The 15,172-nt window shown below is 64.7% G+C and carries 17 protein-coding genes; 10 read left to right on the top strand and 7 right to left on the bottom strand.

The window, feature by feature from the left end; all coding sequences use genetic code 11:
• The first annotated feature begins 71 nt into the window (after positions 1–71).
• Both AADV58_RS06120 and AADV58_RS06115 read left to right on the top strand, forming a co-directional pair.
• Positions 72–680, top strand: a complete 609-nt coding sequence (locus AADV58_RS06120; protein ID WP_028996198.1) for a glutathione S-transferase N-terminal domain-containing protein — start codon at positions 72–74, stop codon at positions 678–680.
• Between the two features lie 106 nt (positions 681–786).
• A complete protein-coding gene (locus tag AADV58_RS06115) occupies positions 787–1,359 on the top strand; it encodes an HD-GYP domain-containing protein (RefSeq protein ID WP_028996199.1) in 573 nt (190 codons plus the stop codon).
• A gap of 6 nt (positions 1,360–1,365) precedes the next feature.
• Here the strand turns inward: AADV58_RS06115 and mnmA are convergent, their stop codons facing one another.
• The 3 genes from mnmA to AADV58_RS06100 are packed head-to-tail and all read right to left on the bottom strand — an operon-like array spanning position 1,366 to position 3,474.
• A complete protein-coding gene (gene mnmA / locus AADV58_RS06110; RefSeq protein WP_028996200.1) occupies positions 1,366–2,463 on the bottom strand; it encodes a tRNA 2-thiouridine(34) synthase MnmA in 1,098 nt (365 codons plus the stop codon).
• On the bottom strand, positions 2,456–3,004 hold the full coding sequence (locus AADV58_RS06105) for a hypothetical protein (protein WP_341744324.1): 549 nt from the start codon (positions 3,002–3,004) through the stop codon (positions 2,456–2,458). The genes mnmA and AADV58_RS06105 overlap by 8 nt, the downstream gene beginning before the upstream one ends.
• Positions 3,004–3,474, bottom strand: a complete 471-nt coding sequence (locus tag AADV58_RS06100) for an NUDIX hydrolase (protein WP_424243835.1) — start codon at positions 3,472–3,474, stop codon at positions 3,004–3,006. Before AADV58_RS06100 ends, AADV58_RS06105 begins: the two co-directional genes overlap by 1 nt.
• Positions 3,475–3,539: 65 nt before the next feature.
• Between AADV58_RS06100 and AADV58_RS06095 the strand changes: the two genes are divergently transcribed.
• The 8 genes from AADV58_RS06095 to AADV58_RS06060 all read left to right on the top strand — a co-directional run bounded on the left by AADV58_RS06095 (position 3,540) and on the right by AADV58_RS06060 (position 10,152).
• Positions 3,540–4,460 carry a branched-chain amino acid transaminase gene (locus tag AADV58_RS06095; protein ID WP_028996203.1) on the top strand — a complete coding sequence of 307 codons (921 nt, stop codon included), beginning with the start codon at positions 3,540–3,542 and terminating at the stop codon, positions 4,458–4,460.
• 23 nt (positions 4,461–4,483) lie between these two features.
• Positions 4,484–4,672, top strand: coding sequence for a zinc-finger domain-containing protein (locus AADV58_RS06090; protein WP_028996204.1), 189 nt, complete (start codon positions 4,484–4,486; stop codon positions 4,670–4,672).
• Between the two features lie 36 nt (positions 4,673–4,708).
• Positions 4,709–5,722, top strand: coding sequence for a lipopolysaccharide heptosyltransferase II (gene waaF / locus AADV58_RS06085; protein ID WP_341744323.1), 1,014 nt, complete (start codon positions 4,709–4,711; stop codon positions 5,720–5,722).
• Positions 5,719–6,150, top strand: coding sequence for a YybH family protein (locus tag AADV58_RS06080; RefSeq protein WP_028996206.1), 432 nt, complete (start codon positions 5,719–5,721; stop codon positions 6,148–6,150). The genes waaF and AADV58_RS06080 overlap by 4 nt, the downstream gene beginning before the upstream one ends.
• Complete coding sequence (locus AADV58_RS06075; protein WP_028996207.1) at positions 6,147–7,115, top strand: YheT family hydrolase; 969 nt, start codon at positions 6,147–6,149, stop codon at positions 7,113–7,115. Before AADV58_RS06080 ends, AADV58_RS06075 begins: the two co-directional genes overlap by 4 nt.
• A gap of 9 nt (positions 7,116–7,124) precedes the next feature.
• Positions 7,125–8,504, top strand: coding sequence for a phosphomannomutase/phosphoglucomutase (locus AADV58_RS06070; RefSeq protein ID WP_341744322.1), 1,380 nt, complete (start codon positions 7,125–7,127; stop codon positions 8,502–8,504).
• Positions 8,505–8,513: 9 nt separating this feature from the next.
• A complete protein-coding gene (locus AADV58_RS06065) occupies positions 8,514–9,761 on the top strand; it encodes an EAL and HDOD domain-containing protein (RefSeq protein ID WP_341744321.1) in 1,248 nt (415 codons plus the stop codon).
• A gap of 94 nt (positions 9,762–9,855) precedes the next feature.
• Positions 9,856–10,152: a hypothetical protein gene (locus AADV58_RS06060; RefSeq protein ID WP_281984365.1), complete on the top strand. Its 297-nt coding sequence runs from the start codon at positions 9,856–9,858 to the stop codon at positions 10,150–10,152.
• Positions 10,153–10,156: 4 nt separating this feature from the next.
• On the opposite strand, the gene AADV58_RS06055 is transcribed toward AADV58_RS06060, so the two are convergent.
• From AADV58_RS06055 to AADV58_RS06040, 4 genes are all read right to left on the bottom strand, one after another.
• Positions 10,157–10,450: a hypothetical protein gene (locus AADV58_RS06055; protein ID WP_281984376.1), complete on the bottom strand. Its 294-nt coding sequence runs from the start codon at positions 10,448–10,450 to the stop codon at positions 10,157–10,159.
• Between the two features lie 5 nt (positions 10,451–10,455).
• Positions 10,456–13,077, bottom strand: coding sequence for an alanine--tRNA ligase (gene alaS, locus AADV58_RS06050; protein WP_341744320.1), 2,622 nt, complete (start codon positions 13,075–13,077; stop codon positions 10,456–10,458).
• Positions 13,078–13,147: 70 nt separating this feature from the next.
• The gene (ugpQ, locus tag AADV58_RS06045; RefSeq protein ID WP_424243842.1) at positions 13,148–13,855 is read right to left on the bottom strand and encodes a glycerophosphodiester phosphodiesterase; all 708 of its coding nucleotides are present in this window, start codon (positions 13,853–13,855) and stop codon (positions 13,148–13,150) included.
• An 11-nt stretch (positions 13,856–13,866) separates the two neighbouring features.
• On the bottom strand, positions 13,867–15,138 hold the full coding sequence (locus AADV58_RS06040) for an extracellular solute-binding protein (RefSeq protein WP_341744319.1): 1,272 nt from the start codon (positions 15,136–15,138) through the stop codon (positions 13,867–13,869).
• Positions 15,139–15,172: the final 34 nt, after the last annotated feature.

Below are 15,172 nucleotides of genomic sequence, written 5' to 3'. Positions count from 1 at the left end.
CGTGATTTTACCCGCCCGACCACACCCAGCGCCATACGCTATAATTGCACTCCCCAATCCAAGAGCATGCGATGAAGCTGATCGGCACCCATACCAGCCCCTACGTCCGCAAAGTCCGGATCGTCCTGGCTGAAAAAAAGATGGAATACGATTTCGTGATCGATTCGCCCCGTCAGGCCGGTAGCACCGTACCCGACATCAATCCGCTGGGCCGCATTCCGGCCCTGCTGCTTGACGACGACACCCCGCTGTTCGACTCGCGGGTCATCGTCGAGCACATCGACAACATCACCCCGAACAACAAGCTGCTGCCGGCGCCGAACCGCGAGCGCACCGAGGTCAAACGCTGGGAAGCCGTCGCCGACGGCCTCAACGACGCGGCCGTCAGTGCGGTCATGGAAGGCCTGCGCCCGAAGAAGGAACAGAGTGCCGACTGGATCGCCCGCCAGCGCGACGTGATCACGCGGACGCTGCGCTTCATGGAAACGCATCTGGGCGAAAAGAACTTCTGCATGGGCACCCATTTCTCGCTGGCCGACATCGCTGTCGGTGCCTCACTCGGCTACCTCTGCCTGCGCTTCCCCGACATCGCCTGGCAGGAAAGCCACCCCAACCTGGCCCGCCTGTACGACAAGCTGATGCAGCGCCAGTCGTTCATCGACACCGTGCCGCAGACCTGACCCGGTCGAAAACACCTTACCAGGGCGCCGCAACGGCGCCTTTTTTATTCTGAACCCGGCAGCATCTGCAGGGTCAATGAAGCACTCCCCCTTTTAGATCACGCCCATGCACCGGATTTTCAACTCACTCTGCACCGCACTCAACGAGCGCGATGGTGACACCCACGACCACTGCAGCCGGGTCGTTGCACTGGCCCAGGAACTCGGCCGGCACATCGAGCTCGACAGCAATGAACTCGCCCTGCTCAGCCTCGGCGCCGGCCTGCACGACATCGGCAAGATCGGCATCCCCGACCGCGTGCTGCACAAGCCCGGCCGCTTTGCCGAAGACGAACTGGAGACCATGCGCCGCCACCCGCTGATCGGCGAAAGGATCGTTCGCGCCATCGCCGATCAACGCGCTGACCGGCTTGCTGAAATCGTCCGTCACCACCACGAGAACTTCGACGGCACGGGTTATCCGGACGGCCTGCGCGGCACCGCGATTCCGCTATTCGCCCGCATCGTCTCGCTGACCGACAACTACGACGCGATGGCGGCGCCGCGCCCCTACCATCCGGGACGCACGCATCACGAAATCATCGACCTGATGTCCGGGCCGGACGCCGAAAAATTCGACCCCGACCTCCTGCACGCCTTCCGCCACGTCATCGAACACTCGCCGATGCGCGCTGCCTGACGGCGACTAGCGGATCACCCCACCGCCCAGGCAAACCCGGCTTTCGTAAACCACCACCGACTGACCCGGCGTGAGCGCCCACTGCGGTTCGGCGAAGCGGATCGTGCAGGTTTCGCCATCGACCGCCTCGACATGGCAGGGCTGATCGCTGGTCCGGTAACGCGGCTTGGCGGTGTAAACCCAGTGGGTGTGCGGCGCCCGTCCGGACACCCAGCTCAACTGCTCGGCCAGCAGATCGTCGCGCAGCAGTGCCGGGTGATCGTGCCCCTGGACGACGTAGAGCACGTTCTTCTCCATGTCCTTGCCGGCGACAAACCAGGCGTCGTGATCGCCACCGCCGGGCTGGCCCTTCTCCTTCAAACCGCCGATGTGCAGGCCTTTGCGCTGGCCGATGGTGTGGTACATCAGACCGTCGTGGCTACCGAGCACCTTGCCGTCGTCGAGACGGCGGATTTCGCCCTGTTTGGGCGGCAGGTAGCGACTCAGGAAGTCCTTGAACGGCCGCTCGCCGATGAAGCAGATGCCGGTCGAGTCCTTCTTGGTGGCGACGTGCAGGCCTTCGCTTTCGGCGATCTTGCGCACTTCACGCTTGTACAGGTCGGCCAGCGGGAACAGCGTCTTCGACAACTGCGCCTGGTTCAGCCGGTAGAGGAAATAGCTCTGGTCCTTGGTCCCGTCCTCGGCCTTGAGCAACTGGTATTCGCCGTTGAACTCGCGCACGCCGGCGTAGTGACCGGTGGCGATCTTCTCGGCGCCCAGTTGCATGGCGTGGTCAAGGAAGGCCTTGAACTTGATTTCCGAGTTGCACAGGATGTCCGGATTCGGGGTGCGCCCGGCCTGGTACTCGCGCAGAAACTCGGCGAACACGCGGTCACGGTATTCGGCAGCGAAATTGACCACCTCGACATCGATACCGATGACGTCGGCGACGCTCATCACATCGACCAGGTCCTGGCGCGTCGAGCAGTATTCGTCATTGTCGTCGTCTTCCCAGTTCTTCATGAACAGGCCGATCACCTTCCAGCCCTGGCGCTTCAACAGCAGCGCTGCGACCGACGAATCGACGCCGCCGGACAATCCCACCACCACGGTTCCCTTAGACATCGGGCCCAGCCCCTTTCTTCCATTCGTCCAGCGGCAGAATCACCGCCGGCTCTCCGTTGTTCACAAACCAGCTATCGACGACGTAACGCTCGCCGTCGCTCGCTTCGATGACCGCCGACCAGTGGTTGGCGATCAGCCCCAGAAAATATCGCGCCTGCGGTTCCAGCACACGATGCCAGCGCAACCATTTGCGCTCGCCCAGCAGATGCAGCAGCCGCGTGGTCGAGGTCGAGTGGTCGATGCAATCCATCCGGCCCACCCCATCACCATCCGCAAAATTCCCCGCACGGTCGCTGGCGATCGCCGACTGCTCACCGCCCCATCGATACAGCCGTCCTACGACCTCGGCCAGGGCATCGCGTTCCCCCGGCGCATCAGCGGCAGCAAGCAGCAAGCGCCGGATTTCGTCCAGCTGTGCCGCCGAGTACACGATCTCCGCCTGGGCGACACAACTGTAACCGTGGCACACCGACACCCGCGCTTCGCCGGCCGCCGCCACCGGCAGCGCAAAAAAGGCCAGCAGCGCGAACAGCCGACGCATCAGTCGTAATGCACCAGCAGATCGAGCGGATAGCGTTTACCGGCCAACCAGTCCTCGCAACAGCGCAGGATCAGCGGGCTGCGATGGCGCGCCTGCGTGGCCCGGACTTCGTCGAGGGTCAGCCAGCGGGCGCCGACGATACCGTCGTCGAGCCGGCGACCGGCATCGTAGCCTCGCAATTCGCCGGTAAAGGCAAAACGCAGGTAGGTGACATCCTTGGCCGGATGCCGCCAGTTATAGACGCCAACCAGATGCGTCGGCTTGAAGTGGTAGGCGGTTTCCTCGATCGTTTCGCGGATCACCGCATCGACCAGCGCTTCGCCTTGTTCGAGGTGACCGGCCGGCTGATTGAAGGCCAGCCCGGTTTCGGTTTCCTCCTCGACCAGCAGGAATTTCCCGTCGCGGAAAATCACGGCGGCGACAGTCACGTTCGGCTTCCAGATCATCGGTGGCATCTTGTGCAAAAGCATTATTTTAACCGCTGATTTCGGCTAAAATCGTCTGCTTTCAAGAGAGCATCACGGAGATTCCCACCATGTCCATGTCGGATCGCGACGGTTTCATTTGGCAGGATGGCAAGCTTGTGCCCTGGCGCGAAGCGACCACCCACGTCCTCACCCACTCCCTGCACTACGGCATGGGCGTTTTCGAGGGCGTCCGCGCCTACAAGACCGAATCCGGCACCGCGATCTTCCGGCTCAAGGAACATACCGAGCGCCTGTTCCGCTCGGCGCACATCTTCCAGATGCAGATGCCGTACTCGCAGGAAGAACTGAACGAGGCGCAGAAGGAAGTCATCCGCGCCAACAAGCTCGAATCCGGCTACCTACGTCCGCTCGCCTTCTACGGCTCGGAAAAGATGGGCGTTTCGCCCAAGGGCGCCAAGGTGCACGTGATCATCGCCGCCTGGCCGTGGGGTGCCTACCTCGGTGAGGAAGGCCTGCAGCGCGGCATCCGCATCAAGACCTCGTCCTACACCCGTCACCATGTGAACATCACCATGGTCCGCGCCAAGGCCTCGGGTAACTACATGAACTCGATCCTGGCCAACAACGAGGCCACCGCCGACGGCTACGACGAAGCCCTGCTGCTCGATCCGGAAGGCTATGCCTGCGAAGGCGCCGGCGAGAACCTGTTCATCGTCAAGAACGGCAAGCTGTACACGCCGGACCTGACCGCCTGCCTGGAAGGCATCACCCGCGCCACGGTCATGCAACTGGCCGGCGAACTGGGCATCGAAGTCGTCGAGAAGCGCATCACCCGCGACGAAGTCTATTGCGCCGACGAGGCTTTCTTCACCGGCACCGCCGCCGAAGTGACGCCGATCCGCGAACTCGACAACCGCCAGATCGGCCCCGGCCACCGCGGCCCGATCACCAAGGCACTGCAGGAAAAGTACTTCGACGTGGTCTATGGCCGCTCGGCCGCCCACGCCGACTGGCTGGCCCACGTCTGATCGCTATCCTCAGGGAGAGAACGATGTCCGATAACAAGACCATCGAAGTCACCGCAGCCGACCTGCCGCTGCACTGCCCGCAGCCGGGCTCGGCGCTGTGGAGCCAGCATCCGCGCGTCTTCCTCGACGTGCTGAAGACCGGCGAAGTCGTCTGCCCCTACTGCAGCACGAAGTATGTCTTCACCGGTGAGGCGCCCAAGGGCCATCACTGACACAGGGACGGCGGGCACAACACCCGCCGTTTTCACATGAAGAAAGCCCTCATCGTCGCCCCCTCGTGGATCGGCGACACGATCATGGCGCAGCCGCTGTTCGCGCGGCTGGTCGAGCGCCATCCCGGCCTGCAGATCGACGCCCTGGCACCGCGCTGGGTGGCGCCGGTGCTGCGCCGCATGGACGAGATCGCCGACCTCGTCGACAGTCCTTTCGGCCACGGCCAGCTCTCGCTCAAGGCACGCTGGCGGCTGGCCCGCGAACTGGCGGCGCGCGATTACGACGCCGTCTGGGTCCTGCCCAACTCGCTGAAGTCGGCACTGGTCCCGTTTCTCGCCGGCATTCCGCAACGCGTCGGTTTCACCGGCGAGTCGCGCTATGGCCTGATCAACGTCCGCCACACGCTCGACAAGGCGGCCCTGCCGCTGATGCTCGAACGTTTCATGCAACTGGCCGAGATGCCCGGTGCCGCGCTACAGCGGCCGCTCGCCCATCCGCGCCTGCGCTCGACCGCCGCCGACCAGGCACGCACGCTCGGCGAACTCGGCATGGAACGTCCGGCCCGGGTCGTCGCTTTCTGCCCCGGCGCCGAGTACGGCCCGGCCAAGCGCTGGCCGGCGGCGCATTTCGCCGAACTGGCGAGAGCACTCGCCGGGCGTGGCTACGCCGTGTGGCTGTTCGGCTCGCCCAAGGATCACGCGGTCGCCGAGGAAATCGCTACGCTGGCCCCCGGCTGCTGTCGCAACCTCTGTGGCACAACGACCCTCGACCAGGCGGTCGACCTGCTCGCCCTGAGCGATTTCGTGGTCTGCAACGATTCCGGCTTGATGCATGTCGCCGCTGCCGTCGACCGGCCCATCGTCGCCCTCTACGGCTCGTCGTCGCCCGGTTTCACGCCGCCGCTGTCCGACCGGGCCGACATCCTCAGCCTGAAACTCGACTGCAGCCCCTGCTTCAAGCGCGACTGCCCGCTCGGCCACCTCGATTGCCTGAACCGGCTCTACCCCGCGCAAGTCGCCGCCGCCTGCGAGAAATGGATACCCGCATGAGCCAGCCGATCACTTTCGCCTCGCCCGACGACCTGGAAATCGCCTTTTACGACGCCCTCACCGGCGGCGATGCCGACCTGTTGATGCACTACTGGTGCGAGGACGACGAAACCCTGTGCGTGCATCCGACCGGGGTGCGCCTGACCGGCATCGTGCCGATCCGCGAAAGCTGGCGCAGCATCTTTGCCAACGCCCGCCTGCGTATCCAGCCCGAGCGCATCGCCCACTGGCAGGGCACGGTGATGGCGGTACATCACCTGACCGAAATCCTGTTCGTCGGGGACGATCCCTCGCCGCACGGGCCGCTGCACGTCACCCACGTCTATGTCCGGGGCGCCCACGGCTGGCGCCTGGCCAGCCGCCACGCCTCGGCCGCCGACGACGGCCACCAGGCGATGGCCGACGCCATGCCGCACACCCTGCATTGAGCGCTCAACCGCCCGCCTATCACGCGCCGTCCTGGCTGCCGGGCGGCCACCTGCAGACGCTGTGGCCGCTGCTGATCAAGCCGCGCCCGCTGCCGCTGCGCCGGGAACGCTGGCCGACGCCGGACGGCGATTTCATCGACGTAGATTTTCTCGATGCGCCGGACGACGCACCGACGCTGGTGCTTTTCCACGGTCTCGAAGGCAGTTCGCGCAGCCACTACGCGATCTCGACCGCGCACGCCTGCCGGGCCGCCGGCTGGCGCCTGATGCTGCCGCATTTCCGCGGCTGCTCGGGCGAACTCAATCGGCAGCCACGTGCCTACCATTCCGGCGACAGCGACGAGATCGACTGGATCCTTCGTCGCATCCAGGCCGGGCAAGGTGGCCGGCGACTGCACGCGGCCGGCGTCTCGCTCGGCGGCAACGCGTTGCTCAAGTGGGCCGGCGAACGCGGCACAGCCGCCGCCGAGGTGGTGACCGGCGTCGCCGCGATGTGCGCGCCGCTCGACCTCGCCGCCTGCGGCCACCACCTGGCGCGCGGTTTCAACCGCGTCTATACCCGGCACTTCCTGAACACTTTGAAAGCCATCTCGGCCGAGCGCCTGCGCCGCTTCCCCGGCATTTTCGACGAAGCCCGCATGCGCCGCGCCGCCAACCTGTGGCAGTTCGACGACGCCGTCACCGGCCCGGTGCACGGCTTTGCCGGCGCCGACGATTACTGGCGGCGCTGTTCGGCCAAGCCCTTCCTGAAATCGATTGCCGTCCCGGCACTCGCGGTCAATCCGAAGAACGACCCGTTTCTGCCCGCCCGCTTCTTGCCCGGCGCCGCCGAAGTGGCCGCCTGCGTCCGCCTTGAACAACCGGCCAGCGGCGGTCACGTCGGTTTTGTCGGCGGCAGTTTTCCCGGACGGCTGGACTGGCTCCCGCAAAGGCTCTTACACTTCTTCCTTTTCGAAACGTCATAAGCGCCCATCATGAACCAAGCTCTCCCCGCAGAAATCTTCAAGGCCTACGACATTCGTGGGATCGTCAACAAATCGCTGACCGCCGATGTCGTCCGGAGGATCGGCCAGGCGCTCGGCACGCTGGCACTCGAACAGGGCCAGACGGCGATCGCCGTCGGTCGCGACGGCCGCCTGTCGGGACCAGAACTGGCTGGTGCGCTGATGGACGGCATCATGGCCGCCGGCTGTGACGCCATCGACGTCGGCTGCGTGCCCACCCCGCTGACCTACTTCGCCGCCTATGAGCTCGGTTGCAACTCCTGCGTCTCGGTCACCGGCAGCCACAACCCGCCCGACTACAACGGCCTGAAGATGGTGATCGCCGGCACCACGCTGGCACTCGACGCGATCCAGGACCTGAAGCGGCGCATCGAGGCTGGCCAGGTACGCAACGGCCAGGGCAGCAAGCGCAGCGCCGATGTCGTTGCCGCCTACATCGACAAGATCGTCGGCGACGTCAAACTGGCACGGCCGCTGAAGATCGTCATGGATTGCGGTAACGGGGTGGCCGGCGCGGTCGCACCGGAACTGTTCAAGCGCCTGGGTTGCGAGATCGTGCCGTTGTATTGCGAGGTTGACGGCAACTTCCCCAACCACCACCCGGACCCGTCCAAGCCGGAAAACCTGGCCGACGTGGTCCAGGCGCTCAAGGATACCGACGCCGAAATCGGCATCGCCTTCGACGGCGACGGCGACCGTCTCGGCGTCGTCACCAAGGACGGCGAAATCATCTACCCGGACCGCCAACTGATGCTGTTCGCTGCCGACGTGCTGGCGCGCGTGCCGGGCGGGACCATCATCTACGACGTCAAATGCACGCGCCTGCTGGCCCCGTGGATCAAGCAGCACGGCGGCACGCCACTGATGTGGAACACCGGCCACGCGCTGGTCAAGGCCAAGCTCAAGGAAACCGGCGCCCCACTGGCCGGCGAGATGTCCGGCCACACCTTCTTCAAGGAACGCTGGTACGGTTTCGACGACGGTTTGTACACCGGCGCCCGCCTGCTAGAAACCCTGAGCCGCTCGGCCGACGTCAATGCCCCGCTGAAGGCGCTGCCGAATTCGCCATCGACCCCGGAACTGAACATCAAGATGGCCGAAGGCGAACCCTTCGTCCTGATCGACAAGCTCAAGGCCGAAGGCCGCTTCGACGGTGCTGAAGAGATCATCACCATCGACGGCGTACGCGTAGAATACAAGGATGGTTTCGGCCTGGCCCGGCCGTCGAACACGACGCCGGTGGTCGTGCTGCGCTTCGAAGCGGACAACGCCGAAGCACTGGCGCGCATCCAGGCCGGCTTCCGGCAGGCGCTGAACGCCGTCTGGCCGGGGATACAACTGCCGTTCTAAGGAGATTTCGTGAGCGACGCCGCCGATCAGCTTTTTCTCGGACGCCAACCCATCCTTGACCGCGACCAGCGGCTCCACGCTTACGAACTGCTCTTCCGCAACGGCAGTGGCAATGCCGCCGACGTCACCGACGGCGTCGCGGCAACCGCCACGGTCATTGCCAATGCCTTTACCGAACTCGGCGTCGAAGCGGCGCTCGGCAACTGCCGGGGCTTCATCAACGTCGACGAGGAATTCCTGTTCAGCGACATGCTGGAACTGCTGCCGCGCCAGTCGGTGGTGCTGGAAATCCTCGAAACCGTTCCGCCCAGCGAAGCCGTCGTCGACCGCTGCCGGATGTTGAAGGCCGCCGGCTTCACGCTGGCGCTCGACGACGTCATCCAGCTCGCCCCGGAATACGCCGAACTGCTCTCGCTGGTGGAAATCGTCAAGGTCGACATCCAGCCGCTCAGCCGCGTCGAACTGATGCAACTGGCGATGAAACTGAAGCCGAGCGGCAAAGTCCTGCTCGCCGAAAAGGTCGACTCCCGGGAACAGATGGAACAATGCATGAAGCTCGGCTTCGCACTGTTCCAGGGCTATTACTTCGCCAAGCCGACCATCATCGCCGGCCGCAAGCTCGACCATTCCCAGCTTTCGCTGATGAAGCTCATGGGCCTGCTGCTGTCGGACGCCGATACCGGCGCGATTGAACAGGCGCTGAAACCCGAACCCGGCCTGACCATGAACCTGCTGCGCATGACCAATTCGGTCGGCAGCGGCACTACCGAAACGATCACTTCGCTGGGCCACGCCATCGCCGTGCTCGGCCGGCGCCAGTTGCAACGCTGGCTGCAACTCCTGCTGTTCGCTTCCGGCAGCCAGAACGGCACCGCCAGCCCCTTGCTGCAACTGGCGGCAACCCGCGGCCGCCTGATGGAACTGCTGGCCGCCGAAGTCGAACCGGCCAACCCGGCTTTCGCCGACAAGGCCTTCATGGTCGGCATCATGTCACTGATGCCGGTGCTGGTCGGCCAGCCGATCCGCGAGATCGTGGCCCCGCTCGGCCTCGGCGACGATGTCAAAGGCGCGCTGTGCGACGACACCGGCCCACTGGCCGACCTGCTCAGCCTGACCGAATGCAGCGAGAGCGGCGACCTGTCGCGTCTGGCCAGCTGCTTTGCCCGCCTGCCGGCGATCGGCCCCAAGGCCCTCAACCGGGCACAGACCGGCGCCCTGCAATGGGCCAACAGCCTGACCCAGGAAAAATCCGCTTGAGGCTACGGTTACACAAGCAGCGACAAGACAATACAAACGCCGCCAGGATGCTGCGGCACAATGTCAGCCTGTTTCCCCAACCCTGTCAGCCACAATGAATCGCTTTCACGCCCGCAGCAACTTCGTCCGCCCACCGCAAACCCTGCTCGGGCGCATCGTTGCCTTCATCCTGACCGGCGTGCTGATCGTACTGGCGCTGATGTTCTCGCTGGTAGCACTGGCGGTGGCCGCTGTCGGCGGTTTGCTCTTCGCCGGCTGGTTCTGGTGGAAGACCCGCGCCCTGCGCAAGGCCATGCGCGAAGCCGCGCCGATGCCGGGCCAGGCCGGCGGCGGCGACTTCATCGACGGGGAATGCGTCCGGGAAACCCCGGACGATCGTTTGCTGCGCTGAGCGCTCAGCGCATCTTCGGATTCAGCGAACCGCGGTTGTAATCCTTGTCACCGGGCATCACGTAGCGGCCGATACCGCCGATCACGATCCCCTGAGACTCGATTGGGCGAGTCTTGTTTTCCGGATATTCGGCAGCAACTTTCTGCGCTTCCGCCGCCTTGGCCTGATCGACATATTCCCAGCGACCGTTCGGGAACAAGCGTACCGACTGGCCATCGGCCGTCACCGCCGTCAGTGGCGTACGATCCAGTTCCGTCGCCAGGGCCGGCCCAGCGGCAAGCAAGGCAATCATCAGCATTTTTTTCACAGTTTTCCCTCCACCCAGGACTTGACCGAAGCCAGCGCCGCCGGCAGGTTTTCCGGCTGGGTGCCGCCGGCCTGCGCCATGTCCGGACGCCCGCCACCCTTGCCGCCGACCTGCTGGGCAACCATATTGACCAGCTCGCCGGCCTTGACCTTGCCGGTCAGGTCGGCGGTGACGCCGGCGATCAGCGTCACTTTGCCATCGGCCACCGAAGCCAGCAGGATCGCCGCCGACTTCAGCTTGTCCTTCAACTTGTCCATGGTCTCGCGCAGGGTCGCCACGTCGGCACCTTCCAGCGTTGCCGCCAGGACTTTCGCACCCTTGACGTCGACCGCGCCGGCGGCCAGATCGTCGCCCTGCGAGGCGGCCAGTTTGGACTTCAGGCGGGCCAGTTCCTTTTCCAGCGAACGGACGTTGTCGAGCATGCCGGCGATGCGCTCGGCGATATCGTCCGGCTGCGTCTTCAACAGCGCCGAGATGCCGGCGACGCGGGTCGCCTGTTCCTGGACGTAGGCCAGTGCATTGGTGCCGGTGACCGCTTCGACGCGGCGCACGCCGGCAGCAACGCCGGCTTCGGAGACGATCTTGAACAGACCGATGTCGCCGCTGCGGGCGACGTGGGTGCCGCCGCACAGTTCCTTGGAAGAACCGATGGCGACGACGCGTACTTCATCGCCGTACTTCTCGCCGAAGAGCATCATCGCGCCGGATTTCTGCGCGTCTTCGAGCCCCATCACCCGGCTGTCGGTAGCGGCGTTGGCAAGGATCTCGGCATTGACGATTTCTTCGACCTCACGGATTTCCTCGGCGCTCATCGGCGAATTGTGGGCGAAGTCGAAACGGGTCTTGTCCGGATCGACCTGCGAGCCCTTCTGCTGAACGTGGGCGCCGAGCACTTCGCGCAGCGCCTTGTGCATCAGGTGGGTGACCGAATGGTTACGGGCAGTGGCAGCGCGGGCGACGGCATCGACGCGAGCGCCGACTTCCTGGCCGACGGCCAGTTTGCCGGTCTTGAGGATGCCGTGGTGGCCGAACACGGCGGCCTGGATCTTCAGCGTATCTTCGACCGCGAAGATGCCGCCAACGCCCTTGAGTTCGCCACGGTCGCCGCACTGGCCGCCGGATTCGGCGTAGAACGGGGTGTGATCGAGGACGACGACACCGAGGTCACCTTCGTGCAGTTCATCGACCGCCGCGCCGTCCTTGTACAGCGCCAGCACCTTGCCCTTGGCGTCGAGCGATTCGTAGCCGTGGAAGGTCGTTTCGGCGCCGGCATATTCCAGATTGACCGCCATCTTGAACTTGCCAGCGGCACGCGCCTGTTCCTTCTGGCGGGCCATGGCGGCGTCGAAGGCGGCGCCGTCGACGGTGACGTCGCGCTCGCGGCAGATGTCGGCGGTCAGGTCGAGCGGGAAGCCGTAGGTGTCGTGCAGCTTGAACGCGGTTTCGCCGTTGAACACCGTGACGCCCTTGTCGGCCATCGCGGCGAGTTCGCCTTCGAGGATTTCCATGCCGTTCTCGATGGTCGCGAAGAAGCGGTCTTCTTCCTGCTTCAGCGTGGCGACGATCTTGGCCTGGTTTTCCTTGAGTTCCGGATAGGCCTCGCCCATCTCGCCGACCAGATCGGGGACGATGCGGTGGAAGAAGGCGGCGCGGGCGCCGAGCTTGTAGCCGTGGCGAATGGCGCGGCGAATGATGCGGCGCAGCACGTAGCCACGGCCTTCATTGCCCGGGATGACGCCATCGGCGATCAGGAAGGAGCAGGCACGGACATGGTCGGCAAGCACCTTGAGCGACGGCGAATTCATGTCGGCGTCGCTGGTTTCACGGGCGGCGGCGGCGATCAGCGCCTGGAACAGGTCGATCTCGTAGTTGGCATGCACACCCTGGAGCACGGCGGAAATGCGCTCCAGGCCCATACCGGTGTCCACCGACGGCTTGGGCAGCGGATGCATGACGCCGGCTTCGTCGCGGTTGAACTGCATGAAGACGTTGTTCCAGATTTCGATGAAACGGTCGCCGTCTTCTTCCGGCGACCCCGGGGGGCCGCCCCAGTGCTTCTCACCGTGGTCGTAGAAGATTTCGGTGCACGGGCCGCAGGGGCCGGTATCACCCATCATCCAGAAGTTGTCGGACGCGTAGCGACTGCCCTTGTTGTCGCCGATGCGCACGATTTTCTCGGCCGGCACGCCGACTTCCTTGTGCCAGATGTCGTAGGCCTCGTCGTCCTCGGCATACACCGTGACCATCAGCTTGTCTTTCGGCAGGCCATAGACCTCGGTGAGCAGTTCCCAGGCGTACTTGATCGCGTCGCGCTTGAAGTAGTCGCCGAAGCTGAAGTTGCCGAGCATCTCGAAGAAGGTGTGGTGACGGGCGGTGTAGCCGACGTTTTCGAGGTCGTTGTGCTTGCCGCCGGCGCGCACGCATTTTTGCGAGGTCGTCGCCCGGTTGTAGGGGCGCTTGTCGAAACCGAGGAAGACGTCCTTGAACTGATTCATGCCGGCGTTGGTGAATAGCAGCGTCGGATCGTCGTGCGGCACCAGCGAGCTGGACGAGACGATCTGGTGGCCCTTGGCGGCAAAGAAGTCGAGGAATTTCTGGCGGATTTCGGCGCTTTTCATGAACGATCTGCCCCTTGGGCTCGAAGAATACGGAACCCGTGATTTTAAAAGAAAAAATGCCGATCCGCGCTCAGGTGGCAGCGTCTGCCGCAAAAAGATCGAGGCGGTCAGTAAACAGGCTGTTCACGCCCCAGGCCAGCAGACGCTCCGCCTGTACCGCTTCGTTGACCGTATAGCAACACAGCAGCAGACCCTGCTGGCGAACCGCTGCCGCCTGTTCCGGGCTCAGTTGGGTCGCGTCGCAATGAACGGAAACGGCCCCGAGTTGGCGAACCACCGCCGGCCAATCGCCGGGCAAGGTTTCGAACAGCACCCCCCGCGGCAGTTCCGGCGCGAGATCGCGACAGATTTCCAGGGCTTCCAGCGAGAACGAGGACAACAGCGGCGGCAGCGAGTCGCCGCCCCACAAAGTTTGCGCTTGGCGGACGACGACTTCGGCAGTCTGCCGCGCCAGCCCCTGCGCCGGCTTGATTTCGACATTGGCGCGCAGGCCCAGTTGCCGGCAAAGCAGCGCCGCCTCGCTCAGGCTCGGCACCCGTTCGCCGGCGCCGGCGTCGAGCGCTGAGAGTTCACGATCGCCGGTCCGGCAGACCGCGCCGTGGCCGTTGGTGGTGCGCTCCAGGGTTTCGTCGTGAATCAGGAAAGGTGAGGCATCGGCGCTCAACATCACGTCGAACTCGACCGCCCGGAATCCCATCCGGGCCGCCAGACGGATGCCGGCCAGCGTATTTTCGGGCGCCAGCGCGCCGCCGCCCCGGTGGGCAATCCAGCGGGGCAGGCGTAAAGCGCTCAGAAGGGCTGGACCTTCTTCAGGGCGGGGCGTGCGCCGAGTACCGAATTGCCACGGCTGACCGCCGTGTCGAGCGCGGCCTTGGCCGGCTTCTCGTCGGCCCAGACGGCGCTCAGCTCTTCGTCGGCGATGATGCGCGCACCATCGACATTGCTGACCCGCAGCGACGGCGTATCGGCCTTGCCCTGCAGCGAGGCGTAGGCTGCGTCGAGCGCCTGCTTGCCATCCTGCAGCAGGCGGCTGAGCGAGGCCAGGCGCGCCGCTTCGGTCATCGGCAGACCACCGTGGTTGCGCACCAGTTCGATCTGGATTTCCGGCGACAGCAGGAAGGAAACAAAACGCGCCGCCTGACGATATTCAGCCGCCGGCTTGCCGGCACCGACCCACAGCGACGGGCCGTCGGCCAGCGCCGGACGGCGACCGCCATAGACATCGTCGTGATACGGCAGCGGCGCAACGCCGAGTTCGACACCGCGCGCATCCTGGAAGTCGGCGTGCTCGCGGGAATCGGTGGTGATCATCGCGCACTGGCCGTCGCGGAACCGCTGGCTGGCTTCATTGCCGTGACCGAACTGGCGGAAATAGCGGGCCTTGCTCCAGGTCGCCATCATCGCCACATGCTTGACCTGCGGCAGCGCGTTGAAACGCAGTCCGCCCTTGGCGTCGGTGGCCGGCACGCCGGAAACGGCGCTGACATTGTCGATATGCACCCACACCGGCCACGACGAGGTGTACGGGCAGTCATAGCCGGCCGATTGCAGCTTGTCGAGATAGCCCTGCATTTCGAACCAGGTCTTCGGCGCCACGTCGGGATTCAGCCCGGCTTTGCGGAAGGCGTTCTTGTTGTAGAACAGCACCGGCGTCGAATAGAGCACCGGCAGGGCCACCAGGCGGCCCCGAGCGTCGGTGACGCCCGGCTTGAGCACTTCCGACAAGCTCAGCGACAGCGGGACACCCGCCCGGCTCATCATCGAGTGCAGCGGCACAAAATCCTTGGGCTGGCTGAGCACATCGCTCATCTGATAGCGGCTGAGCAGGTTCAGCGTCGCCGGCTTGTCGCCTTTCTCGATCCGGACCAGACGAATCGAATTACCGGTTTCCTTGCGATAGCGCTCGATGATCTCAGCCAGACGGGCTTCATTGGCAACATCGAGGTTATGCGCCAACGTCGGCTCGACGGCCGGCGCCTTGGCCGGTGTTTTGGCAGCATGACCGGGCCCGGCCAGCACCAGGGAAGAAACAATCAACAAGGAACGAACGACACGCAGCATGTGCAACACCCGGCAAAAAACGTCGGCGCATTAT

This window comes from Azonexus hydrophilus (assembly GCF_038368255.1).
In the GTDB taxonomy this organism is placed as follows: domain Bacteria; phylum Pseudomonadota; class Gammaproteobacteria; order Burkholderiales; family Rhodocyclaceae; genus Azonexus; species Azonexus hydrophilus.
The sequence above is the reverse complement of the archived record's forward strand: the minus strand, read 5'-3'. Positions and strand labels throughout refer to the sequence as shown.

Coding starts and splice junctions, on each gene's coding strand:
- AADV58_RS06105 (WP_341744324.1), bottom strand. CDS start 3,004: ATGCGTCGGCTGTTCGCGCTGCTGGCCTTTTTTGCGCTGCCGGTGGCG.
- AADV58_RS06090 (WP_028996204.1), top strand. CDS start 4,484: ATGTCCGATAACAAGACCATCGAAGTCACCGCAGCCGACCTGCCGCTG.
- AADV58_RS06120 (WP_028996198.1), top strand. CDS start 72: ATGAAGCTGATCGGCACCCATACCAGCCCCTACGTCCGCAAAGTCCGG.
- AADV58_RS06095 (WP_028996203.1), top strand. CDS start 3,540: ATGTCCATGTCGGATCGCGACGGTTTCATTTGGCAGGATGGCAAGCTT.
- AADV58_RS06080 (WP_028996206.1), top strand. CDS start 5,719: ATGAGCCAGCCGATCACTTTCGCCTCGCCCGACGACCTGGAAATCGCC.
- AADV58_RS06055 (WP_281984376.1), bottom strand. CDS start 10,450: ATGCTGATGATTGCCTTGCTTGCCGCTGGGCCGGCCCTGGCGACGGAA.
- AADV58_RS06100 (WP_424243835.1), bottom strand. CDS start 3,474: ATGCTTTTGCACAAGATGCCACCGATGATCTGGAAGCCGAACGTGACT.
- AADV58_RS06040 (WP_341744319.1), bottom strand. CDS start 15,138: ATGCTGCGTGTCGTTCGTTCCTTGTTGATTGTTTCTTCCCTGGTGCTG.
- alaS (WP_341744320.1), bottom strand. CDS start 13,077: ATGAAAAGCGCCGAAATCCGCCAGAAATTCCTCGACTTCTTTGCCGCC.
- AADV58_RS06070 (WP_341744322.1), top strand. CDS start 7,125: ATGAACCAAGCTCTCCCCGCAGAAATCTTCAAGGCCTACGACATTCGT.
- waaF (WP_341744323.1), top strand. CDS start 4,709: ATGAAGAAAGCCCTCATCGTCGCCCCCTCGTGGATCGGCGACACGATC.
- mnmA (WP_028996200.1), bottom strand. CDS start 2,463: ATGTCTAAGGGAACCGTGGTGGTGGGATTGTCCGGCGGCGTCGATTCG.
- AADV58_RS06060 (WP_281984365.1), top strand. CDS start 9,856: ATGAATCGCTTTCACGCCCGCAGCAACTTCGTCCGCCCACCGCAAACC.
- AADV58_RS06115 (WP_028996199.1), top strand. CDS start 787: ATGCACCGGATTTTCAACTCACTCTGCACCGCACTCAACGAGCGCGAT.